Genomic DNA, 23,470 nt, shown 5'->3' with positions numbered 1-23,470 from the left:
CTTCCTTTCCTGGAGCAGGCCGCTCGGCCTCCGCGGGAGCGCGCGGCGCGCCCGGCCTGCTCAGTGCGTCTTCCTCGGCGTCCGCACGGACTCCGCCGGGCTCTCGTCCTTCACGGGCCCTCCGGCTTCGTCCACGACGACGGGCGCGACCGCGCCCCGCGCGCTCGAGGAGGGCGGCGGGGCAGCGCCTCGCACGCTCGCGGGGGGCGGCGGGGCAGCGCCTCGCACGCTCGCGGGGGACGGCGGGACAGCGCCCCGCGCGCTCGAGGAGGGCGGCGGGGCGGCGCTCCCGTCTCGACCCGGCGCGCTGGACGCGGGGACGGGCGTGGGCGTGCCGGGGCGCGTGGGGTGCGGCGTGACCGTCGGCGGCGCAGGCGTGTGCCCGGCGCGATCGCTCTCGCGCTGCCACGGGTACTTGATGCGCCCGTGGTACATGTTGACCAGCGTCGACGCCATCCGGCTCGTCATGATGCGCAGGTCCTCGATCGTCAGCCCGGATTGATCGAGCTGGCCAGACGCGAGCTTCGAGAACATCACCCGCTGGATCATCTCCTCGAACTTCTTGTGCTCGGGCGGCCAGATGGTCCGCGACGCCGCCTCGATGGAGTCGACGAGCATCAGGATGGCCGTCTCCTTCGTCTGCGGCTTCATGCCGGGATAGCGGAAGTGCTCCTGCGTCAGGTCCTTCGGGTTCCCGTGCTCGACGCACTTGTGCCAGAAATACTCGACGACCTGCGTGCCGTGGTGGGTGTACGCGAACTCGACCACCGGCTCGGGGATGTTGCCCTCACGCAGGATCTTCGTGCCCATCACGACGTGCGCCATGATCGCGTCGGCGCTCACCTCCGGATCGAGCTCCTCGTGCGGCGATCGCTCGCCGGGCGGGAGGTTCTCGATGAAGTACTTGGGCTGCACCGTCTTGCCGAGGTCGTGGTAGTAGGCGCCCACGCGCGTCAGCAGCGCGTCGGCGCCGATCGCCGCGGCCGAGGCCTCGGCGAGGTTCGCCATCGCGCGCGCGTGCTCCCAGCTGCCCGGCGCCTCTGCCGCCATCTTCTTGAGGAGCGGCTGCTCCAGGTCGGTGAGGTCGAGCAGCTTGTCGCGGGGCACGTGCCCCATCGCCCGCTCGGCCGGCTCCCTCAGGCTCCGACCGAGCACGCCGACGAGCAGCCCCCCGCCGACGCAGGCGAGCACGTTGGAGCCGAGCCAGCGCTTCAGATCGGCGCCGAGATCGAAGCTCCCCTCGAACAGCACGGTCAGCGCGATGAACCCGATCGCGCCGGCGATGCCCGCCAGGCTGCCCGCGACGAACAGCTGCCGCGAGCCCTTGCGCTTGAAGAAGAACATCGTCGCGGCGATGCCGCGCACGAGCAGCACCGACAGGAGCACGACGTCGAACCGGAGCAGCGACGACGCGATGAACGCGACCCCGACCTCGACGAGGAACGCGGTCCGCCGATCGAACGCGATCGCCACCCAGAGCGGGAGCGCCGCGACCGGCATCCAGAACTCGGGCAGCGCGGTGAAGAGCAGGAGGAGCTTCGCGACGATGAGCGAGCTCGTCATCAGGACGAACATGCCCACCTGCGTGCGGAGCAGCCGCACCCGGTTCTGCCCGAAGCGACGCAGGTAGACCGTCAGCATCAGGCAGACGATGAGGTAGATGGCGTACAGGCTCGCGAGGCGCGCGCCGAGCCCGGGCCGCCGCATCCGCCGCACCGTCTCGTACGCCATCGCGGCGTTGTGATCCTCGTTGTGCTCCGAGAGGACCGTGCCGCGCGGCACGATCACGCGCCTGTGCTCGTACGAGAGCGTGAAGCTCCCGTCGTGCGTGTCGCGCACGATCCGCGGACCGTACGGGACGCGCAGCGTCACGGGCGCAGGCATGCCCATCTCGGGGCTGAGCGCAGGGATGAAGAGCTCGCCCACGCCGAGCACGGCGAAGCACGCCGCGAAGAGGGCGCTCAAGACGAAGCCGGCGAGGGGACCTGCCCGGATACGCGTGCGCAGCATGGAACCGCTCGGTCTCGTCCGCTGGTGCAGCCTGAGAAACGGTTGACAGGGCACGCTCGCGCGTGTCCCCGCCTCCTCCACCGGACGACCGCGAGGGGCCGCCGATGTCGATGTGTAGGCGGGACCCTAGCAAAGAAGCAAGGCCGAGTCAGCGGCACGCGGAGCGTGGGGGGCGCCCCGGCGCCGCGCGCCCCTGCTTCCCCCTTCTTCCCCTTGCTTCCCCTTGCTTCCCCTTGCTTCCCCTTGCTCCCCTTGCTTCCCCTTGCCTGATTGCCTCCGTTCTCTGCGCGCCCTCCGTTCCCTCCGTCCCGTGTCTTCCCCATGGTTCGCGCTGAATCCCCGCCCGAGCGTGGGGGCGGCCGCCGGGAAGCCGGCGCCTGAAGCGAATGTGGACGCCGGTGCGCCGTCCAACGCCGGCGCGCGCCCGTCGGCCCAGCCGGCGTTGGCGGAGCGCGACGCGCCGGACCTCCCTCGCGATGTTCCAATTGCTCCTGGAAAACATCGATTCGAGCAGACAATTGCCGTTCGGCGCAAAAGTTGCTACCCACAGGAAATGTCCCCGCTGCGCATGCTGCTCGAACGCCGCAGGAGCGTGGTGATCATGGGGGTCCTGAACCGCACGCCGGACTCGTTCTCCGATGGCGGTCGCTTTGCGGATGAAGATACGGCTCTCGCGCAGATCGATGCGATGCTCTCCGAGGGGGCAGACATGATCGACATCGGCGCGGAGTCGACGCGGCCGGGCGCGCGGCCCGTGCCGGATGACGAGCAGATCGCGCGCATCGGCGGGAGCGTGCGCGACGCGGTGAAGAGGGGAGCGGTGGTCTCCATCGACACGACCTCTCCCGCCGTCGCGGCGCGCGCGCTCGACGATGGCGCGGCCGTGGTCAACTCGATCTCGCTCGACAGCGCGGCGGAGCTCGGCGCGCTCTGCGCTCGGCGCGGGGCGTCGCTCGTGCTCATGCACAGCCGCGGCCCGATGTCGGCGATGGCCGGCTTCTCCGCGTACCCCGACGACGCCTACGGCGACGTCGTGGCCGACGTGGCCCGCGAGTGGTCGAGCGCCGCCGCGCGGGCGCTCGAGGCAGGCTTGCCGGAGGGCGAGCTCGTCCTCGATCCGGGCCTCGGCTTCGCGAAGAACGCGCGGCAGTCGCTCGAGCTGTGCGCCAGGCTGCACGAGCTCTGCGCCCTCGGCTTCCCCGTGCTCGTCGGGCCGAGCCGCAAGTCGTTCCTGGCGCGCGCCGCGGCCTCGGAGGCCGCGGGGCGAGGCGACGGCGGGGAAGCGCCGCTCGCGCCGCCCCCGGACCGCCTCGGCGGCACCGTCGCCGCCGCGATCGCGTGCGCCGCGCGCGGCGCCGCGGCCGTCCGTGTCCACGACGTCCGCCCCGTGCGCCAGGCCCTCGACGTGATGCGCGCGATCGAGCGCGCGGGCGCCGGCGACCGTCGGCGCCCGGATGGCCCCGTCGCCCAGGGGGCGCGCGGCGATGGTTGAAGGGTTCCTCCGCCTCTTCTCGGTGAGGCCGGCGACGCAGGTCATCCGGGACTTCTTCGACATCTTCATCGTCGCCTACGTCGTCTATCGCGCGCTCCTCGTGCTGCGCGGCACCCGCGCGATGCAGATGGGCCTCGGGCTCGGCATCGTCTTCCTCATCTATCTCGGGGCGAAGATCTTCGGCCTGACCACGCTCCTCAACCTCCTCTCCTGGCTCCTCTCCTCGATCATCCTCATCGTGGTCGTCGTCTTCCAGAACGACATCCGCCGCGCCCTCATCCGCGTGGGCGGCAGCAACTGGTTCACGAGCGGACGCGAGCAGCAGTCGCGCGTCATCGACGAGGTCGTGGCCGCCGCGACCGAGCTCGCCCGCCACCGCATGGGCGCGATCATCGCCTTCGAGCAGGACGCCAACGTGCTGGAGTTCGTCAAGAGCGAGGGGATCCACATCGACTCGGTCGTCACCCGGGAGCTGCTCGTCTCGCTGTTCGTCCCCGAGTCGGTGAACAAACTGCACGACGGCGCGGTGCTGATCCGAGACCTCAAGATCGCGCGCGCCGGCGTCTTCTTCCCGATGCCGGAGACCAAGATCCTCGACGCCAGCCTCGGCTCCCGCCACCGCGCCGCGCTCGGGATCACCGAGGAGACCGACGCGGTCGTCGTCGTCGTCAGCGAGGAGCGCGGCACGATCAGCTTCTGCTTCAGCGGCAACATCGTCTCGAACCTCGACGGCCAGTCGCTGCGGCACGCGCTGCTCGGGCTCTTCGGCCGCTCGTCGCGCAGGCGGCGCTTCGCCAAGAAGGTCGCCCAGGTCGGCCGCGCGAGCCTCCCCACGCCGGCGGCGCGCGGCCCCGCCGTGGGCGCGACGCAAGGCGCCGGGCAGGCCCACGAGCCCGGCAAGCCCGCCGCCGCGAAGCCCGCGCCGATCGAGGCCAAGCCTGCAGCGCCGGTCTCGAAGACGACCTCGATGATCAAGGCGGCCGTGGACCCCGACGCGCGGCCGATGGCGCGGATGTCGACGTCCACGCCGATGCGCTCGGGCGCCGAGGCGCGCGCCGCGACGGGATCCAGCGCCGACCTGCGCGCCGCGGCCGGGGCCGGCGCCGGGGGGCCGGCCGCGCCGCAGGACGCGGATCGCCCGTCCGAGCGCGGCCGGCCGGCGATGGTCGACGTCCCCGCGGCGGCCGCGACCGACTCCCCCGTCCCGTCGCAGCGCACCTTCGTCCCGACCGGGCAGGTCGCGGCGACCGCCGCATCCAAGGGGAGCGCGGAGGGGATGCCCCCGCGAGATGAGCCATGACGCTTGCCGGCATCCGCGAGGCGCTCCGCTCGGCGCTGCTCGACAACCTCGGCCTCAAGCTGCTCTCGATCACCTTCGCGCTGTGCCTCTACGCCTTCATCCACGGCGCGGAGAACGCGCAGCGCACGCTGATGCTCAGCGTCGTCTCGATCCTCCCGCCCGAGTCGAGCAACCGGCAGCTCATGACCCAGATCCCGGACGAGGTCGCGGTCACGGTGCGCGGCTCCCGAACGCAGCTCGACGACTTGCGCGCCGAGAGCCTCGGGACGCTGCGGCTCGATCTCCGCAACGGCACGGTGACGCACATCGATCTCGACGCCTCGATGTTCCACGTGCCGGCCGGGCTGATGGTCGAGCAGCTGTACCCGTCGACGATCGAGCTCGGCTGGGACGACGTCGTCACCCGGGCCGTCCCGGTGCACGTCCCCCGCACCGGGGACGCCGCGCAGGGGTTCCTCGTGAAGGGGATGGTCTCGGTCGAGCCGCCGATGGTCAGCGCCCGCGGCCCGCGCTCGGTCGTCGACGTGATGCAGCTCGCGCGCACCGCGCCGTTCGACATCAGCGGGCTCACAGAGGGCGCCTACCAGCGGCAGCTGGCGCTCGATCGGCCGCCCAAGCTCGTGACGTACAGCTTCGAGAGCGTGATGGCGACGCTCGAGATCGGGCGCGAGCTCGCCACGCGGACGTTCGAGCGCAAGGTCGAGGTGATCGGCATCCCGCGCGCGACGGTCGCGCCGGCCGTGGTGCAGGTGAGGATCACGGGGACGCCGGAGGACGTGGGCGCCGTCAACGCCGACGCGATCGTGGCGCGCGTGGAGCCCAAGGCGGCGAACCTCGATCTGAGCCAGCCGGGCAGCGACTTCCTCGACGTGCTCGTCGACGTTCCGCGCGTCACCGCGGAGGTCAACCCGTCGAAGGTCATGGTGAAGTGGTGAGCGCGGCGCGCTGACGCTCCGCCGCCGCGGACGTCAGCGCGAGGGGACCACGAGCTCGCCCCGCGCGAGCCGCGCCTTCGTCGCGCCCGGGATCCTCGCCGCGACCTGGCTCACGGCGAGCGCGTTGCGCCGGCGTCCCGGGACAGCCCGAGCTCGCCGAGCAGCGCGCGCAGCTTCTCGGGCCCGCGCTTCGGATCGGCGAGCTTGACGATGGCGTAGCGCTCCTCCTCGGTCAGCTCCGCCAGGCGGCCGAGCGCGCTCTCGTCGAGCGCGCCGTCCGGGCCGAGCCGCTCGCGCAGCCGCGCGCTGACGCTGTCCCGATCCCAGGCGGCGCGGCGCACCGGCGCGCCCGCGAGGGGGGCGAGGGCGACCCCGGCGCGCTCCGCGAAGCCGCGGAGCACCTCGGCGTAGACGGCGACGTCCTCGTCCGTGTCGGCCGGCAGGTGACACAGGGCGAGCCGCTCCGCGCGCGACAGCGCCTGCCACCCCGCGAGCGAGATCTTGATCTCGGCGAGGTCCAGCTTCCGCCGCACCGAGAGCGGCACACAGTCGAGCAAGGCGTGGACCTCGCCCTCGAGCGCGAATTGCCTGTACATGGTGGCGCCATTCTATACCCGCTGCCCGCGCCCCGGACGCTCCGCGAGCGCGGCGCTGCCAGGAATGGGATGCGCGGCGCGATTGCGCTAGCCTGCCGATGTGCGCCGCTCCGGGCTCCTCACGACGCTGCTCGCGTCGCTCGCGCTCGCGTCGCTGACCCCGAGCGCCCACGGCCAGGTCGCGCCGTCGGCGGCGGCGCCGGTGCCGCTCGACCGCGTCGTCGTGCGCTGGCACGCGCCCGAGACGGGCGGCGTGCGCCGGCCTCAGTTCATCTTCGAGCGGGAGCTCGCCTTCGAGGCCCGCCTCGAGGCGCTCGCCGATCCCGACGCGGAGCCCGGGCTGTACCGGGACAGGCATGTCCGCGCCGCGCTCGACAGGCACATCGCGGAGACGCTGCTCGCCAGCCTGCCCATCTCGCCGGCGCCGACCTCGGCCGAGGTGGCGCAGCGGGCCGAGGCCGCCCGGATCGCGCTGGAGCAGCGCGCTCGCGGCCGCGCGCGCCTCCTCGCCGCGGCGGCCGCCGAGGGGATGAGCTCCGACGAGCTCGACGCGCTGCTGCGCCGCCAGGCGCGCGCGAGCTTGTACCTGGATCGCATGGTCGCGCCGATGCTCGAGCCCACCGATTTCGAGCTCAAGATCGTCCTGCGCTCCGGCGCCACGCCATTCAAGGATCAACGCTACGAGGAGGTCGCCCCGGCGCTGAAGCGCTGGTATGTCGGGCAGCGGCTCGCCCAGGCGCTCGACGCGTACTACCAGAACGCGCGGGCCCGGGTCTCCTTGAGCATCATGCCCGCTCGCTGAGCCGCGCCGAGCGACCGGCTGCGCGCCACGTCGAGCCGCACGACCGGGCGGCAGGAGAGCAGAAGTCCATCCCGCGGGTCGATTCCACCTCTCGATACGAAGGACAGCACCAGACATCGTGAAGAGGGCTCACGAGCCGTCGTTCATGCGGAGGATGGAGGCCTCTCTTTCAACGACTCAGGCGCTCGGCGCGGCGAGCCGGTGGCCTGGCGGCGCTCGCCGCAACCGCGCCCGGAGGCCTGCCAGGCACCACCCGGCCTCGCCGAAGCAGATGGGATGTCTCGGGGCGACAGCGCAACGCCCTTCCTGGACAAGAACATGTCCACCCGCGCTGCACTGCAATCGAGACTGACCCGCTCTGGATCAGCGGCGGTCGTTGCGCCGTTGCAACGCGATGCGTTATCGTGTCGACCATGAGCGATCTGCCTGCGCTCTGCGGCACGGTCCTGCGCGCGCGCGCAGGATCCGCTCGCTGGCGCGGCGCATTCGTTGCGCCGGCGAGCGTCAATGACGCTCAGCGGGGCCGGAGGCTCGCCTGGGTTCAACCCAGGAGAGAGACGAGCACCTCGGCGACGCCCCGGCCGGGTGTCGACATGAAATGCCAGGTTCGAGGTCCCGAAACACGCGCCACAGCGTCGCGCGCGGCGGCGCCATCGCCCTGCGAAAACGCAGCTGGTCGGGGCTCGCCAATGCAGCCTTCCTGTCCGTGTCACGCGCGTGGCGCGCACCGAGTAACGCACCAGGGGGCACCCGTGAATTCTTCTGGCAACACTTCAGCCAGCGCGAGCCTGTTTTGGTACGATGCGTCATTTCAGGCCCCCCTTCCTGGCCGCGGAAGAGAGCCGGTCCTGCTTAACCAAGTGATTTCGATTACTTAATAATAACGCGCCGCAGAAGATGACAAACTGCCGAAGGGTGTTCGGAGACCTTTGACATGAACAGAACGTTCCTGTTAACTGTGCCCCCCGCGGGCCCCGCATGTGTGGCAGCGGGTGGCTCTTTCCTACAGAGTCAACTTGGATTCTCTTGACAGGCCACTACCTCTGCCGCGCTTGGCCATCTGGCCGAATCACCTCCCATCACCCCAAAGCACACTCCCAGAGAATGGATAGGAGCGTCGTTCGATGACATCACTTATGAGAGACAGGTCGTCGGTCCCCAGCAAGCGAATCGCGGGTCGGCGCGCCGCTGTCCGAGCCCTCGGGCTGCTTTCCGTCTCCGCCCTTTGCCTCACGGCGGCGCCGCGGTCGGCTCACGCGGTGGGGAGCGAGAATTTTGAGTGGCACTGGTACTCACGCCTCGGCATGGCGTGGTCCCCGGTCTACGGGCAGAACGTCCAGGGCGCGTCCCTGAACCTGCTCGGGTTCGGCATCGGCGGCCGCTACGAAGAGGGCGATTACTCCGAGCCGTCGTTCGTCGCGCACGTGGTGAAGGGCGCGACGCCGGATGACTTCTACGTCAAGTCCGAGATGACGTTCGCCATCTGGAACCAGTACGGCGGGCCGTTCATGCAGCCGTCCTCGAACGGTGGCCAGTCGATCACGGTGCAGTTCAACCAGGCGTACATCGAGGCCGGCAACTTCCTCGTCCCGGGCCTCAGCGTCTGGGGCGGCGCGAAGTTCTTCCGCGAGCAGTACGCGCCCATCGGCGACTACTTCTACCTCGACGACCTCAGCGGCCAGGGCGGCGGTATCAAGTACGGCGGCCTGCAGCTCGCGATCCTCGGGTATCGCGGCTTTGGAAACACCACCCCCCCCTACAACGTCGACGTGAACGGCGACGGCGGCGTGGACGTCGAGCGCTTCCGCACCATCTTCGCCGGTAACTACAAGGCGGAGTTCGGCGGCGAGGCCAAGCACCACGTCAAGGTCCACGGCGAGTTCCACGTCCTGCCGGCCGCGAAGCGGGGTGAGGGGTGGGCGGTGCCCGACAACGCGCCGGCGGACTTCGGCGGCGTCATCGGCGCGAAGCTGCACCTCGGCCTCGGCCAGGGCAACTTCAGCGACACGGCGGTGCGCTTCGGCACCGGCATCGCCAACGGCGCCGCCGGCGGCGCGAAGACGTACCAGACCTGGGGCGCCGCGAACGACGAGGGCACCTTCGCGGGCTCCTTCGCCATCGAGGCGGTCGAGCACCTCGGCTTCCGGCTCGGCGACGCCGCCGCCCTGGAAGGCCTCGCCACCTTCCACTACACGAAGGCGGCGTACGAGGCCGATGGCGCCGCGCCCCCCACGGCCCTCGAGAAGCAGATGGACTTCTCGGTCCAGGCGAACGCCACGATCTTCGCGCACAAGAACTTCCACCCCGTCGTCGAGGCCTCGTTCCAGGGCCGCAAGGACGGCGACGGCGACCTGGGCACCGCGGTCAAGGTCTCGGTCGTCCCGACCCTCGTGCCGACCGGCGAGCTCAGCGCCGGCGCGCGGCCGCACTTCAAGCTCATCTACTCGCTCGCCATCTACAACGATGCGGCGAGGGACGCGGCGATGTCCGGCTACCTGCAGCGCGTTGGCGCCGGTCCGGGCGTCGGGTCGAAGGTCGGCCAGTACATCGGTGCCCGCACCGACTGGTACTTCTAGACCGCTCGGCGATCGAAGCCGCCGCTCCCCTCCGTTCCCCCACCCACCCTCAGGCCAGCGCCCCGGCGCCGCGATCGCGGCGCCGGCGGCGCGCCCTCACGCCGTGTCGCTGCGCGACTCGCTCGCGATCTCCTGCGAAGCAGGCCCGGCGTCGTCGTCTACCGGCCCCTGGGCCTCGTGGTAGTGGTGCGCGAACGAGCGCGCCGCGCGGCGCGCCTTCAGGAACTCCGCGAACGCCGTCAGCGTGTCGAGATCCCGCGGACCGAGCGCCTCGGCGATGTCGCGGAGGTTCTTGCGCAGGCTCTCCACGCTCTTGCCGCGGCGGGGCTCTCGCGTCTCCTCGCGCTCGCGCGCCGGCGGCTCCACCGCAGGGACCGCCGGGACGATCGGCTCCGGACGAGACGGCACCTCCGGCACCCAGAGCGGGCGAGGGACCGGGTTCAGCGCGTGGGCGCTGAGCCACGCCTCCATGAAGATCCGCAGCCGCTCGCTGCGGAACGCGAACCAGCGCTCCCGCTCCGGACCGTAGGACATCAACACATCCTTGAAGCGACGGAACGCGCCCTTGCCATCGATCGCCTGGCTGAGCTTCGCCTGGAGATCCATGTCTTCCACCATCGGGATGTAGCGCTCCATCCACCGGTACTGCTCGCGCGAGCTCACGGGATCGATCCGGAGGTAGTTCGCGTCTGCCGCGATGCGCGCGTGCATCTGCGGATCCGCCACGCCGTCGACCACCCGCAGCACGTCGCCCGTGCCGAGGTGCAGGTACGAGTGCACCTCTGGGGCGTTGTTCTCGAAGGCGTCCTCCAGCGCCTCCCAGTCGATCGGGATGTCGCGAACGGCCGTCCCGCCGGCTGAAGCATTCTCGGTAGTCGGCATGTCCTCCTCGTCTCCATCGAAAGCAGCGAGGCGGCGGTGGGCTGGCCGCGCGCCTCGGTTCAAGTGCACCAAGTTTGAACGGAAATGCGCCGTCGTCATAGCACTCTACGCTGGTTGGGGGCTTCTGGGCCTAACTCTCGCAACCTAGGGTTGATTCCTTGATCCGGAAGCCCGTTCGGCCGCCGAGCCGCGGCGCGATGACGGCTCGGGAGAGAGCTTCGGAAGACCTGGTTCAAGCGGAAAACAGCGTGGAAATTCAGGGGAATCGGCGAGTGCTCAGCTGCGCTTCGCGCGCGTGCGGGCGACGGCGTCGGCCCAGCGGTGGAGGTGGGCGGATCGAGCCGCTTCGCTCATCTCGACCTGGAAGCTCTGCCCCACACGGGACATGCGGGCCGCGTCCTCCTTCGTGAGGAAGAGGCCGGCGCCGACCCCGGCGAGCATTGCCGCGCCTCGCGCCGTCGTCTCCAGGTCGGTGGGGCGCTCGATAGCGACGTTCGCCACGTCCGCCTGGAACTGCATGAGCAGGTCGTTCGCGGCGGCGCCGCCGTCCACGCGCATCCGGCGCAGCGGGTGGCCCAGGTCGTCGGCCATGGCCCGCACGAGATCCGTCACGGAGAGCGCGATTCCCTCGAGCGTCGCGCGGGCGAGGTGCGCCGCGGTCGTGCCGCGCGTCACCCCGGAGATGATCCCGCGAGCGTCCGGATCCCAGTAGGGCGCGCCGAGGCCCGAGAGCGCCGGGACGAACGTGACGCCCTCGCTCGATGGCACGCTGCGGGCGAGCGCCTCGATCTCCGCCGCGCTCTTGATGAGGCCCAGGCCGTCGCGGAGCCACTGCACCGCCGCGCCGGCGATAAAGGCGCTTCCCTCGAGCGCAAAGACCACCTCGGAGCCGATCTTCCACCCGACGGAGGTGAGCAGGCCGAAGCGGCTCCTGAGCGGGCGATCGCCGATGTTGGTCAGCACGAACGCGCCGGTGCCATAGGTGCACTTCGCGTCGCCCGTCGCGAAGCAGGCCTGGCCGAAGAGGGCCGCCTGCTGGTCGCCCGCGATGCCGGCGATCGGGATCCCGTCGGGCAGGTGCGGGAAGCCGCGAGTCGCCGCGATGCGGCCCGCCGAGCCGACGATCTGCGGCAAGAGCGAGCGCGGGATCTGGAGCATCGCGAGCATCGCGTCGTCCCAGCTCAGCGAGGCGAGGCTCATGAGCAGGGTGCGCGACGCGTTGGTGACGTCGGTCGCGTGCACCGGCGAGCCGCCGGCCGCGTCGCCCGAGAGCCGCCAGACGAGGAAGCTGTCGATGGTGCCGAAGCAGAGCTCGCCGCGCTCGGCGCGCGCGCGCGCGCCGGGCACGTTGTCCAGGAGCCACGCGAGCTTCGTGCCGCTGAAGTACGGATCGAGCACGAGGCCGGTGGTCTCCTCGACCGCCTGCTCGTGGCCCGCGGCGCGGAGCTCGGCGCAGCGCGCCGCCGTGCGGCGGTCCTGCCACACGATCGCGCGGTGGATCGGGCGCCCGGTCGCTCGCTCCCAGACGAGCGTCGTCTCGCGCTGGTTCGTGATGCCGATGGCCTTGATCGCGCTGCCGGCCACGCCCGCGGCCCTGAGCGTCTCGCCCACGGCATCCTGAACGCTCTGCCAGATCTCCTCCGGGTCGTGCTCGACGAGGCCCGGCTCCGGGAAGTGCTGGCGAAATTCGCGCGTCGCGCGGCCCAGCGTCGCGCCCGACGTATCCATGAGGAGAGACGTCGTTCCGGTGGTGCCCTGATCGATCGCGAGGAGGTACGCGGAATCCATGCGGCCGACTAACGCGGCGGCATGTGGGCGCATAGCCGTTCCAGGCGGCGCCTCCATGAGATGCAGGGCCCGGTCAGCTAATCATCCGGTCAGGTATCCATGCGACAGCCGACGACAGCCGCCCCGGGCGGTCGAGCTCGGCGCAGGTGTTTCCAGCGGGGCGAAGGCGCATTTTGCGCGGCCCGGCACGGTCGCTCCCCGCGGCCGGCGCTGGACTTCGGCCGGAAAGATTGTCGGTCCGTGCCCGGCTGGGTAATCTGCCAGAACCGATGGCCCGCCTCATCCTGCAGACCGCCGAGGGCCAGCAGGCGATCGATCTGCGACCCGTGAACTCGCTGGGGCGCCACCCGAACAACTCCATCCAGTTGCTCGACAAGATCGTCTCCAAGGAGCACTGCATCATCGAGCAGCGGGGCGATCACTTCGTCCTGCGCGATCTGGGGAGCCTGAACGGCACGTTCATCAACAGCGAGCGTGTCCGGGGCGAAGCGCCGCTGAAGCACGGGGACGAGATCGCCCTGGGGTCGACGCGTGGGCGCTTCGACGATCCGGCCGCCCCGGTCGCGCCGCCCCTCGTCCCGGGCTGGCCGCCCGTGGTCAACCACCAGGGCGCGGCGCCGGCGCAGCCGCAGGGCCACGGGTATCCGCCGCAGCAGCCGCAGTACCAGCGCCAGCCGCCGCAGCCGCCGCTCCCGGGCACGCCGGTGGCGCCGCCGGTGACGCGGCAGCCGTACGTGCCGCCGCCGCCGCTGGGCGCCGGGCCGGGCGGGACCGCGCCGCTGCCGGGGCGCTCGGGGGCGCACGGAGGCTCGTTCGTCGCGCAGGGCACCCGCATCGACGTGAACGATCAGGCCCGGCAGATCGGGACGCAGATCGCCGCGGTCGACAAGGGGTTCTTGGCGTTCGATCGGATCGCCAACGACATGAACCAGCTGCGCGCCGACTACGAGCGGCTGCGCCTGTCGCACGAGCTGTCCCGCGAGATCGCCGCCGAGCGCGACACGACGAAGCTGCTCGAGAAGATCCTCACGAGCGTGTTCAAGTTCATCCGCGCCGACCGCGGGGTGATCTTCCTGCGCAACGAGAACGGCGAGCTCACCCCGCAGGCAATGCAGCGGCGCGACGGGACGACGGCCCCGATCAGCGTGTCGTCGACGATCCTGAACCACGTCGTCCACGAGCGGGCCGCGGTGCTGACCCACGACGCGGCGATGGACTTCGCGGCGTCGAAGGGCAAGAGCATGATCTTGAACCGGATCAGCTCGGCGATCGTCGCCCCGCTGCAGCACAACAGCGAGGTGCTCGGCGTGCTCTGGCTCGACTCGGAGACGCTCGCGCAGTTCCAGCCCAAGGACCTCGAGCTGGTGACGGCCATCGCCTACCAGGCGGCGATGTTCATCGAGATCAACATCCTCGGGAAGAAGATCGAGAACGAGATCGTCACGCGCGAGCAGCTGCGCCGGCTGCTCTCGCCGAACATCGCCGAGCGCGTGCTGAGCGGCCAGCTCGCCGTGAAGCAGGGCGGCCAGCACGTCGAGGAGTGCACCGTCTTCAACAGCGACATCCGCGGCTTCACGCGCATGGCCGAGAGCAAGCGGCCCGAGGAGCTCGTCGAGATGCTGAACCTCTACTTCGAGCGGATGGTCGACACGATCTTCCAGTTCGAAGGCACGCTCGACAAGTTCATGGGCGACGGGATCATGGCGCTCTGGGGCGCGCCGGTCGCCCACCGGGACGATGCGGTCCGCAGCGTGGAGTGCGCGCTGAAGATGGGCGAGGTGCTCGGCGAGTTCAACCGCGAGCGGCTCGAGAAGGGCGAGCTGCCGCTCGCTGTCGGCATCGGGATCCACACCGGCCCGCTCGTCGCCGGGTACATCGGGAGCTCGAAGGCGCTCAGCTACACGGTGATCGGCGACGTGGCGAACACGTCGGCGCGGCTCTGCTCCATCGCACTGGCCGGACAGATCGTCATCAGCGAGAGCACGTACGCGCAGCTCGGGGGAAGGTTCGAGACCGAGGAGCTCCAGCCCGCCAAGGTGAAGGGCAAGGACAAGCCGGTCACGATCTACAACGTCATCCGGAGCCGGCCGATGTCGCAGGTCCCGGCGAACGCCTTCATCCACGCCGAGCCGACGAACGCCCTGCCCGAATGACCGAGGTGACGCGGCGCCTCGGCCGATCGGCCGGGGCGTGCGCGCGCGTCATCCCGTGGACGATGCAGCGCGGCAGCACAGCGCCGTAGCCGTCCGCCTGCTGCAGCGTTAGGGTCCGGGCCGTGGCTGCTTCGATCCTACCCTTTGAGAAACCTGTCGCAGAGCTCATCGAGAAGGTGCGGGAGCTGCGCGCGCTCGCCGCGGCGGACCCGCGGTTCGAGCCGGAGCTCGCCCAGCTCGAGGACAACACGGGCCGGCTGGCGCGCGAGATCTTCGCGGGCCTCACGCCGATGCAGAAGGTGCTGCTCTCGCGCCACGCGAACCGGCCGTACACGCTCGACTACATCAAGCGGCTCTTCACCGACTGGGTCGAGCTGAAGGGCGATCGGCGCTTCGCCGACGACTGCTCCATCGTGGGCGGGCTCGCGACGTACCACGGGCGGAGCGTGGTGGTGGTGGGCCACCAGAAGGGGCGCGGCGCGAAGGAGAACGTGAAGCGCAACTTCGGGATGCCGCACCCGGAGGGCTACCGGAAGGCCATCCGGCTCTACGAGATGGCCGACAGGTTCGGGCTGCCGATCCTGACGTTCATCGACACGATGGGCGCCTACCCGGGCATCGGCGCCGAGGAGCGCGGCCAGAGCGAGGCGATCGGCGCCGCGCTGGCCTCGATGGCGCGGGTCGGGGTGCCGATCGTGGCGACCGTCATCGGCGAGGGGGGCTCGGGCGGCGCGCTGGCGCTCGGCGTCGCCAACCGGGTGCTGGTGCTCGAGTTCAGCTGCTACTCGGTCATCTCGCCGGAAGGCTGCGCGGCCATCCTCTGGAAGGACGGCTCCCGCGCCGACGAGGCCGCGGCCCGGCTCAAGATCACCGCGCCGGATCTGCTGCAGCTCGGCGTCGTGGACACGATCGTCGAGGAGCCGACCGGCGGCGCGCACCAGGATCACGACGACGCCGCGGTGCGGCTCGACAAGGCGCTCTGGGCGACGCTCTCGTCAATGGACGGGCTCGGGCCGGAGGAGCTCGTCGACGATCGGTACCGCAGGTTCCGCGGGCTCGGGTCGTTCGTGGGTTAGGCGGCGCGCCGCCCCGGCTGGCTCTCCTCGAGCGCCGGGGCTATACGGCTCGCGGATGGACTACGGCAAGGCGGTGCGGATGCTGCTGCTCGTGGGCACCAGCGCCGCCGCCGGCGGCGCGGTCCTCTGGACGCAATCGAGGTTCAACGCCTCGGACCGCAGGGCGGCGCTCGGCGTCGTGCAGCAGTACCGCCCCGAGGGCGGCCGGAGCGTGCCGGAGGCGATCGGCGCGCGGCACCCGGGAAAGGCGCCCGCCTGGAGCGCCACCACCGAGTCGGCCTGCTTCCAGCACGTCCGCGTGCGCGCGACGATCGAGGGCGAGGCGCGCGCGCGGTACGACTTCCTCGTCGACATCAACGGGCCCTCGATCCACCCGGGCAACGCCGAGGGCGAGGCGATCCTCGGCGAGCTCACGCTCCGGCCGGCCGAGTCCGCCGCGGCGCCGGGGGCGCCGTGAGCGCCGCGAACGTCCGGGTCGCGCTGGTGGGCTGCGGGCGGTGGGGGGAGAAGCTCCTCCGCGCGCTGTCGGAGAGCGCGCGGGCGCGCGTTGTCGCGGTGGCGGACGTCGACCGCGGCCGCCTCTCGCGGGCGCGCGCGATTGCCCCGCGGGCGCGGCTCGTGCGCACGATCGACGAGGCGCTGGCCGCGCGCGTGGACGCGGTGATCATCGCGACCCCCGCGGCGAGCCACGCCGAGCTCGCGCTGCGGGCCCTCGAGGCCGGCGCCGACGTCTTCGTGGAGAAGCCGCTGGCCCTCTCCGCCGCGCAGGCCGATCGCTGCGCTTCCCGCGCCGCGGCGCTCGGCCGGATCGGCATGGTCGGCCACCTGCTCCGCTACCACCCCTCCGTGGTGCGCCTCGTCGCGCTCGCGCGCGAGCGGCGCCTCGGCGATCTCGTGAGCTTCAGCGCGGCGCGCCTGTCGATGAGCGCCGGCGCAGCCGGCGCCGGCGGCGGGGCCCGGTCGGCGCTCTGGACGCTCGGGCCGCACGATCTCTCGTTGCTCTCGGCGCTCGACTCGAGCCCGCTCGCCGAGGCGCGGGCCCACCTCTCGCCGTGCGGCGAGCTCGTCACGCTCGAGGCGCGCCTCGAGAGCGGCCTCGCGGCGCGGATCGAGCTCTGCTCGTCGAGCCCGACGAAGGAGCGGCGGCTGCGGCTCGCCGGCAGCGCGGGCGTCGCGGTCTTCGACGACGTGCGCGCGCCCGACCGCATCGTGTTCCTGGACGCGCGCGGCGCCGCGGCGGGCGCGCCGGCCGGCGAGCGCGCCGCGCACCTCGAGCTCGCGCCGGCCGGGCGCGAGCTCGAGGTGCCGTGGCGCGAGCCGCTCGCCGTGGAGATCGAGCACTTCCTCCGCTGCGTCGAGGACCGCGCGCCGCCGCTGACGCCGCTCGACGAGGGCGCCGCGGTCGTGCGGATCCTCGAGCGCGTCGAGGCGACGCTCGCCCCCGTCGATGCGCGCGTGGTCGCCGCAGGGTGACATGCGTGACGTGGGTAACCGCGGTCCGTTCCGGCTAGCCCGAGGCGCCCGGCAGGGCGCGGAGGGCGCCGGCGCGGTCGAGCCCGCGGGAGCCCTGGAAACCTCGGAGACACCGCTGAATCCGAGAAAAGCGGAGCGGCGCGCGGCCGACGCGCCGCGGCGCTTTGCAGCGCCGGATCGGCGTGGTACTGCCGTCGCTGGAAGGGCACGATGCCGCAGGATCCGAAGCTGACTCCCACTCAGGTCAAGGCGCCGCACGGCGCGACGGTGATGGAGATCCACTGGGCCGACGGCCACCGCAGCGTCCTTCCGCACGAGCTCCTGCGCGGGTACTGCCCGTGCGCGAACTGCCAGGGGCACGGCGGCACGATCAACTTCGTGCCCGGCGGCGACCTGAACGTCCGCGAGATCGAGCAGGTCGGCAACTACGCGCTCCAGTTCACGTGGGGCGACCGGCACGACTCGGGCATCTACACCTTCCGGTACCTGCGCTCGCTCTGCCAGTGCGACGAGTGCAAGCCGCAGTTCCAGCCGCCCCGCTCTAAGTGACCACCTCCCGCCGCGCCCCCAAGCCTCAAGCTGCTCCGACGGCGCGCGCCGAGCGGCAGCTCGATCCGTTCCAGATCGTCGACTCGTCCTTCGTCGCCGGCGCGGGATCGCTCGCGTCGCTCCCTCCGCCCGTCAGCGCGGAGGTGGCGTTTGCCGGGCGCTCGAACGTCGGCAAGTCGAGCCTCATCAACACGCTCGTCGAGCGCAAAGGGCTCGTCCGGACGAGCTCGAACCCAGGCTCGACGCGGCAGATCAACCTCTACGAGGCGCGGGCCCGCGACGGCGCGGTGTTCCAGCTCGTGGATCTGCCGGGGTACGGCTTCACCCGGCGCTCGAAGTCCGAGCAAGCGGCGTGGGCGTCGCTGATCGAGGGGTACCTGCGCGGGCGCGTCACGCTCGCCGCGGTGCTGCTCCTGGTCGATGGGCGGCGGGGCCTCGAGGAGGACGATCTCGAGCTCATCCGCTTCATCGAGGCGTCCCGCGACGTCGCGCGACGGCCGGTGGAGCTGCTGCTCGTCGCGACGAAGGTCGACAAGGTGCAGCGCTCGTCGGTCCGGCGCGCGCTGGACCAGCTGTCCGCGGCGGCCCCGCGCATGGCGGGCGGTGGTCTCCGCCGCGCGATCGGCTTCTCGTCGATCACCGGCGAGGGCAGGCGGGATCTGTGGCTCGCGATCCGGCGCGTGACGCAGCTCGGCGGCGCGGCGCCGTCATCGAGCGGCGGCGCCGCGCGCGAGGACGATGACCAGCGGACGACCGACGGCTGACCTCGCCGAGGTGCGAGATCCGCGCAGAAACAGCGCGTCTCGCGGCGGAACAGGGCCGATGGAAGTATTGACCCGCCCTGTGGCCCTCCATTAACGTGCGGCTCCTCCGGTTCCGCGGGGGAAGTCACCAGAGCCGACTGACACGTCGCGGGGTGGTTGCAGAGCAAGACGCGCGTGCCGGCCCATGTTCTCACCGGCTGCCCCAACGATGCCCGACTACTCCGGCCAGGTCACGCACGTCCACACGGCGCTGGCGCCACTCTGGTGGATTCCGCTCCTGCCGATGCTCGGCGCGGTGATCAACGCGCTGTTTGGCCGTGCGTTGCAGCGGAGCGCGTTCGGCCGCGACGTGTCGAGGCGGCTCCACATCGGGAGCTTCGGCGTCACGCTCGTCGCCGTGGGCGCCATGCTGGGCGCCTTCGCTCTCGGGCTCGCTAGCTTCGTCCAGCTCATCGGGCTCGCTCCGGGGGAGCGCGCGCTCTACAGCTTCGCCTGGCAGATGGTCCGCATCGGATCGCTCGACGCGAACTTCGCGTTCGTGATGGATCCGCTGAGCTGCCTCATGACGCTGATCATCACCGGCGTCGGCACGCTCATCCATGTTTACGCCGCCTCGTACATGGAGGCCGAGCCGGCGTACTGGCGATTCTTTACCTACCTGAACCTCTTCGTCTTCTCGATGTTGCTCCTCGTCCTCGGGGACAACTTCATCGTGATGTTCTTCGGCTGGGAGGGCGTCGGCCTCTGCAGCTATCTGCTCATCGGGTTCTGGTACAGCGACTACAAGAAGGCCTCTGCCGGCATGAAGGCCTTCGTCGTGAACCGGATCGGCGACTGGGGCTTCGTGTGCGGCCTCGCGCTCCTCTTCTGGGGTCTCGGCGCCAGGTGGCTCGACGACGGCCGGTTCCTCTCCGATTACCGCGCGCGCTTCATCGCGGTGGCCGCGGAGGCGCGCGGCGATCACGGCGCCTCCGCCGGGGTGCAGGACGGCGCGGGCGGCAAGGCGGGCGAGCGCAGGGCGCAGCCGCTCGCCGGGGCGAAGGGATACCTCACCTTCACCGGTCATCCCGGCGCGCGCGTGTACCTCGGTATCGCCGACGCCGCTCAGCTCGCCTCGAGCCCGCGGCCGTTCGGCGTGTCCCCCTTCATCCGCAAGGAGATCGACGCCGGGGCGCACTCCGTGGTGATCGTGCCGGGCGACGGCGCCGTGATCGGGGGCGATGGCCTCGAGATCGCAGCGATCGAGCGGATGCGCGTCGAGCCGGGCAAGGAGATCGTGGTGGCGACCGTGGGCTCGACGGTCACGTTCCGCGAGATCCACGATCAGCTCGTCATCAAGGACGCGAGCGGCAAGGCGTTCCTCAAGGATGCCCTCGAGTCGAAGACGGTGTGGGGCGGCGTCGCGCTGATCACGCTGGCTTGTCTCTTCCTCTTCGTCGGCGCCGCCGGCAAGAGCGCCCAGATCCCGCTCCACGTGTGGCTGCCCGACGCGATGGCCGGCCCGACCCCCGTCTCCGCGCTGATCCACGCCGCTACCATGGTCACGGCCGGCGTTTACATGGTCGCGCGCCTCAGCTTCCTGTTCTCGCTGAGCCCGGTCGCGGGCGGCGTCATCGCGCTGATCGGGGCCTCGACGGCGCTCCTCGCGGCGACGATCGGCTTCTTCCAGTACGACATCAAGAAGGTGCTCGCCTACAGCACGGTGAGCCAGCTCGGCTTCATGTTCATCGGGGTCGGCGTCGGGGCGTACTGGGCCGCCGTGTTCCACCTGATGACACACGCCTTCTTCAAGGCGTGCCTGTTCCTCGGCTCGGGCTCGGTGATCCACGGGATGCACGCGGTGGAGCACGACGAGGCCGCGGCCCAGGACATGCGCAACATGGGCGGCCTCCGCCGCGTCATGCCGCTCACGGCGCGGACGTACCAGGCGGCGTGCCTCGCCATCACCGCCGCGCCCATCCCGTTCTTCGCAGGCTTCTGGTCCAAGGACGAGATCCTCTGGAAGGCGTTCGGCACCGAGAACACCGGCCCGATCCCGGGGCTGCTCATCTATGCGATGGGCCTCGCGGCGGCGCTCGGCACCTCGTTCTACATGTGGCGGAGCTACTTCCTGACGTTCGAGGGGCCCCACGCCCGCAAGGAGATCGAGACCAAAGTCCATGAGTCGCCGCCGGCGATCACCTGGGTGCTCGCGGTGCTGGCGGTCCTGTCGGCGTTCGCGGGCGTCGTGTTCGGCTTCTCCAGCCACTTCGTCGGCGGCCACGGCGAGCCCCTGCTGGAGGCGTGGCTCCATCCGGTGTTCGCCCACGCCGACGTCTCGTTTCGGCGCCACGGGCTGGGGCTCGAGCTCGCGCTCATGGCGCTCTCCGTCGGCGGCGCGGTCGTCGCCTTCTCGCGCGCGCGCGCCCGCTACGGCGCGCGTCGCTCCCCGCGCTGGGCCGAGGAAGAGCGGCGGCTCCCGGGCTTCCAGCTCCTCTCGAACAAGTACTACGTCGACGAGATCTACGACGCGACGGTGGTGCGCGCCGCCCTATCGCTGCGCCTCTTCTTCGCCGAGATGGACCGCTGGATCGTCGACGGCATCGTCAACGGGGTCGCGGTCCTGGCCCGGGCCGCCGCCTGGGTCACGGGCGCCATCGATCGGTACCTCGTCGACGGCGTCGTGAACCTCGTCGCCGAGGGCACGCTGAGCGCCGGGGCGAAGCTCCGCACCCTGCAGACCGGGCGCATCCAGAGCTACGTCTATTTCCTCCTGGGCGGCGTCGCCTTGTTCAGCATCGTTCATTACTTCCTGCGGTGAACGGCCGATGTCGAACCTCTCTCCCGTCAGCATGCGCCGTGGATTCGCCCTCGCGAGATCGGCCAGGTCCACCTCGATGAAGCTCCTGATCCCCCTCCTTGTCGCGCTCTCCGTCGTGCTCGGGGCGGCGCCGCTGGCGCTGGCGCAGGCGCTCGAAGCGCCGAGGGCGCCCGGGCCGCGCGGCCGGATCGCGCTGCGCGCGGAGCCGCCCGGCGCGCCTGTCGAGCTCGCCGCGAGCGGGCCGGATCACGTCGGCTCGTTCACGATCGAGAACCAGGGCGACGGCCCCTTGAAGGTGACGCGGGTGATCGTGCGGACGTCCCCCGAGGACCCGCGCGTCCCGCCGGGCGTCAGCGTGGAGCTCGAGGGCGGCGGCACCGCGGCGACCCTCCCGCCGGGCGCGAGCCGGAAGGTCGTGGTCCGGTGGAAGACCGCGGGCGTGCGCGCGCGGGAGCTCTACGGGCACGTCGTCGTCGAGTCGGACGCGGTGGCGGCCGGCGCGGCCGGCGTGCTGGAGGTAGCGCGGACCGTCGCGATGGGCATCCACGCGGAGCGCGGGAGCAGCCTTGGCTTCGTCGGCGACCACATCCTCTCGATCCTGACGTTCCTGCCGCTGCTCGGCGTGGTCGCGGTCTTCCTCGCGCACCTCCTGCGTTACCGGGACGACAGGAAGCTCCGGCTGATGACCGTCGTGCTGATGGGCGTGAACCTCGTGCTCGCGGCGTGGCTCTACGCGCAGTTCGATCGGGGCTTCACCAGGGCCGACGGGAACGACGGCTACCAGTTCATCGAGCACGGCGTGTGGATCCGCTCGCTGAACGTCGAGTACTTCGTCGGCGTCGACGGCGTGTCGATCTCGATGGTCCTGCTCACGGCGCTGATCTCGTTCGTGGGCGCCCTCGCGAGCTACAGCGTCCACGACCAGCTCAAGGGCTACTTCGCGATGTACAACCTCCTCGTCACGGGGATGTTCGGCGTCTTCATCGCGCTCGACCTGTTCCTCTTCTTCGTCTTCTGGGAGGTGATGCTCCTGCCGATGTACTTCCTCATCGGCATCTGGGGCGGACCGCGGCGCGAGTACGCGGCGATCAAGTTCTTCCTCTACACGCTGGCCGGCAGCGTCTTCATGCTGCTCGCGTTCATCTGGTTCTACCTGAACGCCGGCCACACCTACCTGGTCGACGGCCAGGCCACCGAGCGCATCTTCTCGATCCCGGAGCTCTCGCGGGTCGCCTGGGCGGCGCAGGGGCTCACGATCCTCGGCGTCGCCGCGGTGAAGGTGGTCTGGATCTGGCTCTTCGTCGGGTTCGCCATCAAGATCCCGATGTTCCCGTTCCACACCTGGCTGCCGGACGCCCACGTGGAGGCGCCGACCGCGATCAGCGTGATCCTCGCGGGGGTGCTGCTCAAGATGGGCACCTACGGCATCCTCCGCATCAACTTCACCCTGCTGCCCGAGGCGACGCAGTGGGCCGCGCCGGCCATGGCGGTGTTCGGGGTGGTCAACATCCTCTATGGCGCCTTCTGCGCGATGGCGCAGAGCGACCTGAAGAAGCTCGTGGCGTACTCCTCCGTCAGCCACATGGGCTTCACGCTGCTGGCGCTCGGCGCGATGACGCCGCAGGGCATCCAGGCCTGCCTCGTCCAGATGTTCAACCACGGCCTGATCACCGGGATGCTCTTCACCCTGGTCGGCGTGGTCTACGACCGCGTGCACACGCGCGACATCGACAGGTTCGGCGGCCTCGCCTCGGAGATGCCGCTCTACACCGCGCTCGTCGGCTTTGCGTTCATGGCGTCGCTCGGCCTGCCCGGCCTGTCCGGCTTCTGGGGGGAGGCGATGACGTTCATCGGCGCCTTCCCGCGCTACCGCGCCCTCACGATCCTCGCCGCCGTCGGCGTCATCCTCACCGCGGCCTACCACCTCTGGGCCCTCCAGCGGATGTTCCTCGGCACGTTCCGCGCGTCGTGGCGGCAGAGCAAGTACCTCGAGCCGTTCGGCGGGAAGTTCCCGGAGATCAGCGGGCGAGAGCTCGCGTCGATCGCGCCGCTCGCGGCGCTGGTCCTCGTCCTCGGCTTCTGGCCGCGCCCGCTGCTCAGCCTCATCGATCGCGGGGCCCTCGACGTGCACCGCCTCGTCGACAGGCCGGGGCAGTCCCAGATCGCCGGCGCGCCGAGCGCAGACAGCGCGGGCGGCGCCGCGTACGCCCGCGCGGGCGCCCCGGAGGAGGGCGCCTCGCCGGGCCAGGGCGCCCTCGCCAGCGCCAGGTAAGC

At 71.1% G+C, this 23,470-nt stretch carries 17 protein-coding genes; 13 read left to right on the top strand and 4 right to left on the bottom strand.

Annotated elements, in window-relative coordinates:
• Positions 1-60 precede the first annotated feature (60 nt).
• Entirely contained in the window at positions 61-2,010 is a 1,950-nt protein-coding gene (locus tag WME97_RS40970; protein WP_437545907.1) for an HDIG domain-containing metalloprotein, read from the bottom strand.
• 553 nt (positions 2,011-2,563) lie between these two features.
• Between WME97_RS40970 and folP the strand changes: the two genes are divergently transcribed.
• From folP to WME97_RS40955, 3 genes are read left to right on the top strand one after another with little or no spacing between them, the layout of a single operon-like run.
• A complete protein-coding gene (gene folP, locus WME97_RS40965; protein WP_437545905.1) occupies positions 2,564-3,502 on the top strand; it encodes a dihydropteroate synthase in 939 nt (312 codons plus the stop codon).
• The gene (cdaA, locus tag WME97_RS40960) at positions 3,495-4,802 is read left to right on the top strand and encodes a diadenylate cyclase CdaA (RefSeq protein ID WP_437545903.1); all 1,308 of its coding nucleotides are present in this window, start codon (positions 3,495-3,497) and stop codon (positions 4,800-4,802) included. The genes folP and cdaA overlap by 8 nt, the downstream gene beginning before the upstream one ends.
• Entirely contained in the window at positions 4,799-5,737 is a 939-nt protein-coding gene (locus WME97_RS40955; RefSeq protein ID WP_437545901.1) for a CdaR family protein, read from the top strand. Before cdaA ends, WME97_RS40955 begins: the two co-directional genes overlap by 4 nt.
• Positions 5,738-5,847: 110 nt before the next feature.
• On the opposite strand, the gene WME97_RS40950 is transcribed toward WME97_RS40955, so the two are convergent.
• Positions 5,848-6,333: a nitrate reductase associated protein gene (locus tag WME97_RS40950; protein ID WP_437545899.1), complete on the bottom strand. Its 486-nt coding sequence runs from the start codon at positions 6,331-6,333 to the stop codon at positions 5,848-5,850.
• Between the two features lie 100 nt (positions 6,334-6,433).
• Between WME97_RS40950 and WME97_RS40945 the strand changes: the two genes are divergently transcribed.
• Positions 6,434-7,135: a hypothetical protein gene (locus WME97_RS40945; RefSeq protein ID WP_437545897.1), complete on the top strand. Its 702-nt coding sequence runs from the start codon at positions 6,434-6,436 to the stop codon at positions 7,133-7,135.
• A 1,304-nt stretch (positions 7,136-8,439) separates the two neighbouring features.
• Positions 8,440-9,711, top strand: coding sequence for a carbohydrate porin (locus tag WME97_RS40940; protein ID WP_437545895.1), 1,272 nt, complete (start codon positions 8,440-8,442; stop codon positions 9,709-9,711).
• A gap of 96 nt (positions 9,712-9,807) precedes the next feature.
• Here the strand turns inward: WME97_RS40940 and WME97_RS40935 are convergent, their stop codons facing one another.
• Positions 9,808-10,593: a UPF0158 family protein gene (locus tag WME97_RS40935; protein WP_437545893.1), complete on the bottom strand. Its 786-nt coding sequence runs from the start codon at positions 10,591-10,593 to the stop codon at positions 9,808-9,810.
• A gap of 276 nt (positions 10,594-10,869) precedes the next feature.
• Positions 10,870-12,414, bottom strand: a complete 1,545-nt coding sequence (glpK, locus tag WME97_RS40930) for a glycerol kinase GlpK (RefSeq protein ID WP_437545891.1) — start codon at positions 12,412-12,414, stop codon at positions 10,870-10,872.
• Positions 12,415-12,650: 236 nt separating this feature from the next.
• Here glpK and WME97_RS40925 point away from each other — a divergent pair, with 236 nt between their 5' ends.
• The 8 genes from WME97_RS40925 (at position 12,651) to WME97_RS40890 (ending at position 23,468) form a co-directional block, all read left to right on the top strand.
• A complete protein-coding gene (locus WME97_RS40925; RefSeq protein ID WP_437545890.1) occupies positions 12,651-14,534 on the top strand; it encodes an adenylate/guanylate cyclase domain-containing protein in 1,884 nt (627 codons plus the stop codon).
• A gap of 122 nt (positions 14,535-14,656) precedes the next feature.
• The gene (locus WME97_RS40920; RefSeq protein ID WP_437545888.1) at positions 14,657-15,610 is read left to right on the top strand and encodes an acetyl-CoA carboxylase carboxyltransferase subunit alpha; all 954 of its coding nucleotides are present in this window, start codon (positions 14,657-14,659) and stop codon (positions 15,608-15,610) included.
• Positions 15,611-15,665: 55 nt separating this feature from the next.
• Entirely contained in the window at positions 15,666-16,067 is a 402-nt protein-coding gene (locus WME97_RS40915; RefSeq protein ID WP_437545886.1) for a hypothetical protein, read from the top strand.
• Positions 16,064-17,083, top strand: coding sequence for a Gfo/Idh/MocA family protein (locus tag WME97_RS40910; protein ID WP_437545885.1), 1,020 nt, complete (start codon positions 16,064-16,066; stop codon positions 17,081-17,083). The genes WME97_RS40915 and WME97_RS40910 overlap by 4 nt, the downstream gene beginning before the upstream one ends.
• 210 nt (positions 17,084-17,293) lie before the next feature.
• Positions 17,294-17,632, top strand: coding sequence for a gamma-butyrobetaine hydroxylase-like domain-containing protein (locus tag WME97_RS40905; protein ID WP_437545883.1), 339 nt, complete (start codon positions 17,294-17,296; stop codon positions 17,630-17,632).
• A complete protein-coding gene (gene yihA, locus WME97_RS40900) occupies positions 17,629-18,396 on the top strand; it encodes a ribosome biogenesis GTP-binding protein YihA/YsxC (protein ID WP_437545881.1) in 768 nt (255 codons plus the stop codon). The genes WME97_RS40905 and yihA overlap by 4 nt, the downstream gene beginning before the upstream one ends.
• 208 nt (positions 18,397-18,604) lie before the next feature.
• Complete coding sequence (locus WME97_RS40895; protein ID WP_437545879.1) at positions 18,605-21,196, top strand: NADH-quinone oxidoreductase subunit L; 2,592 nt, start codon at positions 18,605-18,607, stop codon at positions 21,194-21,196.
• Between the two features lie 7 nt (positions 21,197-21,203).
• Positions 21,204-23,468 carry a complex I subunit 4 family protein gene (locus WME97_RS40890; RefSeq protein ID WP_437545877.1) on the top strand — a complete coding sequence of 755 codons (2,265 nt, stop codon included), beginning with the start codon at positions 21,204-21,206 and terminating at the stop codon, positions 23,466-23,468.
• Positions 23,469-23,470: the final 2 nt, after the last annotated feature.

It is taken from the genome of Sorangium sp. So ce367 (assembly GCF_051520455.1).
In the GTDB taxonomy this organism is placed as follows: Bacteria; Myxococcota_A; Polyangia; order Polyangiales; family Polyangiaceae; genus Sorangium; species Sorangium cellulosum_B.
The sequence above is the reverse complement of the archived record's forward strand: the minus strand, read 5'-3'. Positions and strand labels throughout refer to the sequence as shown.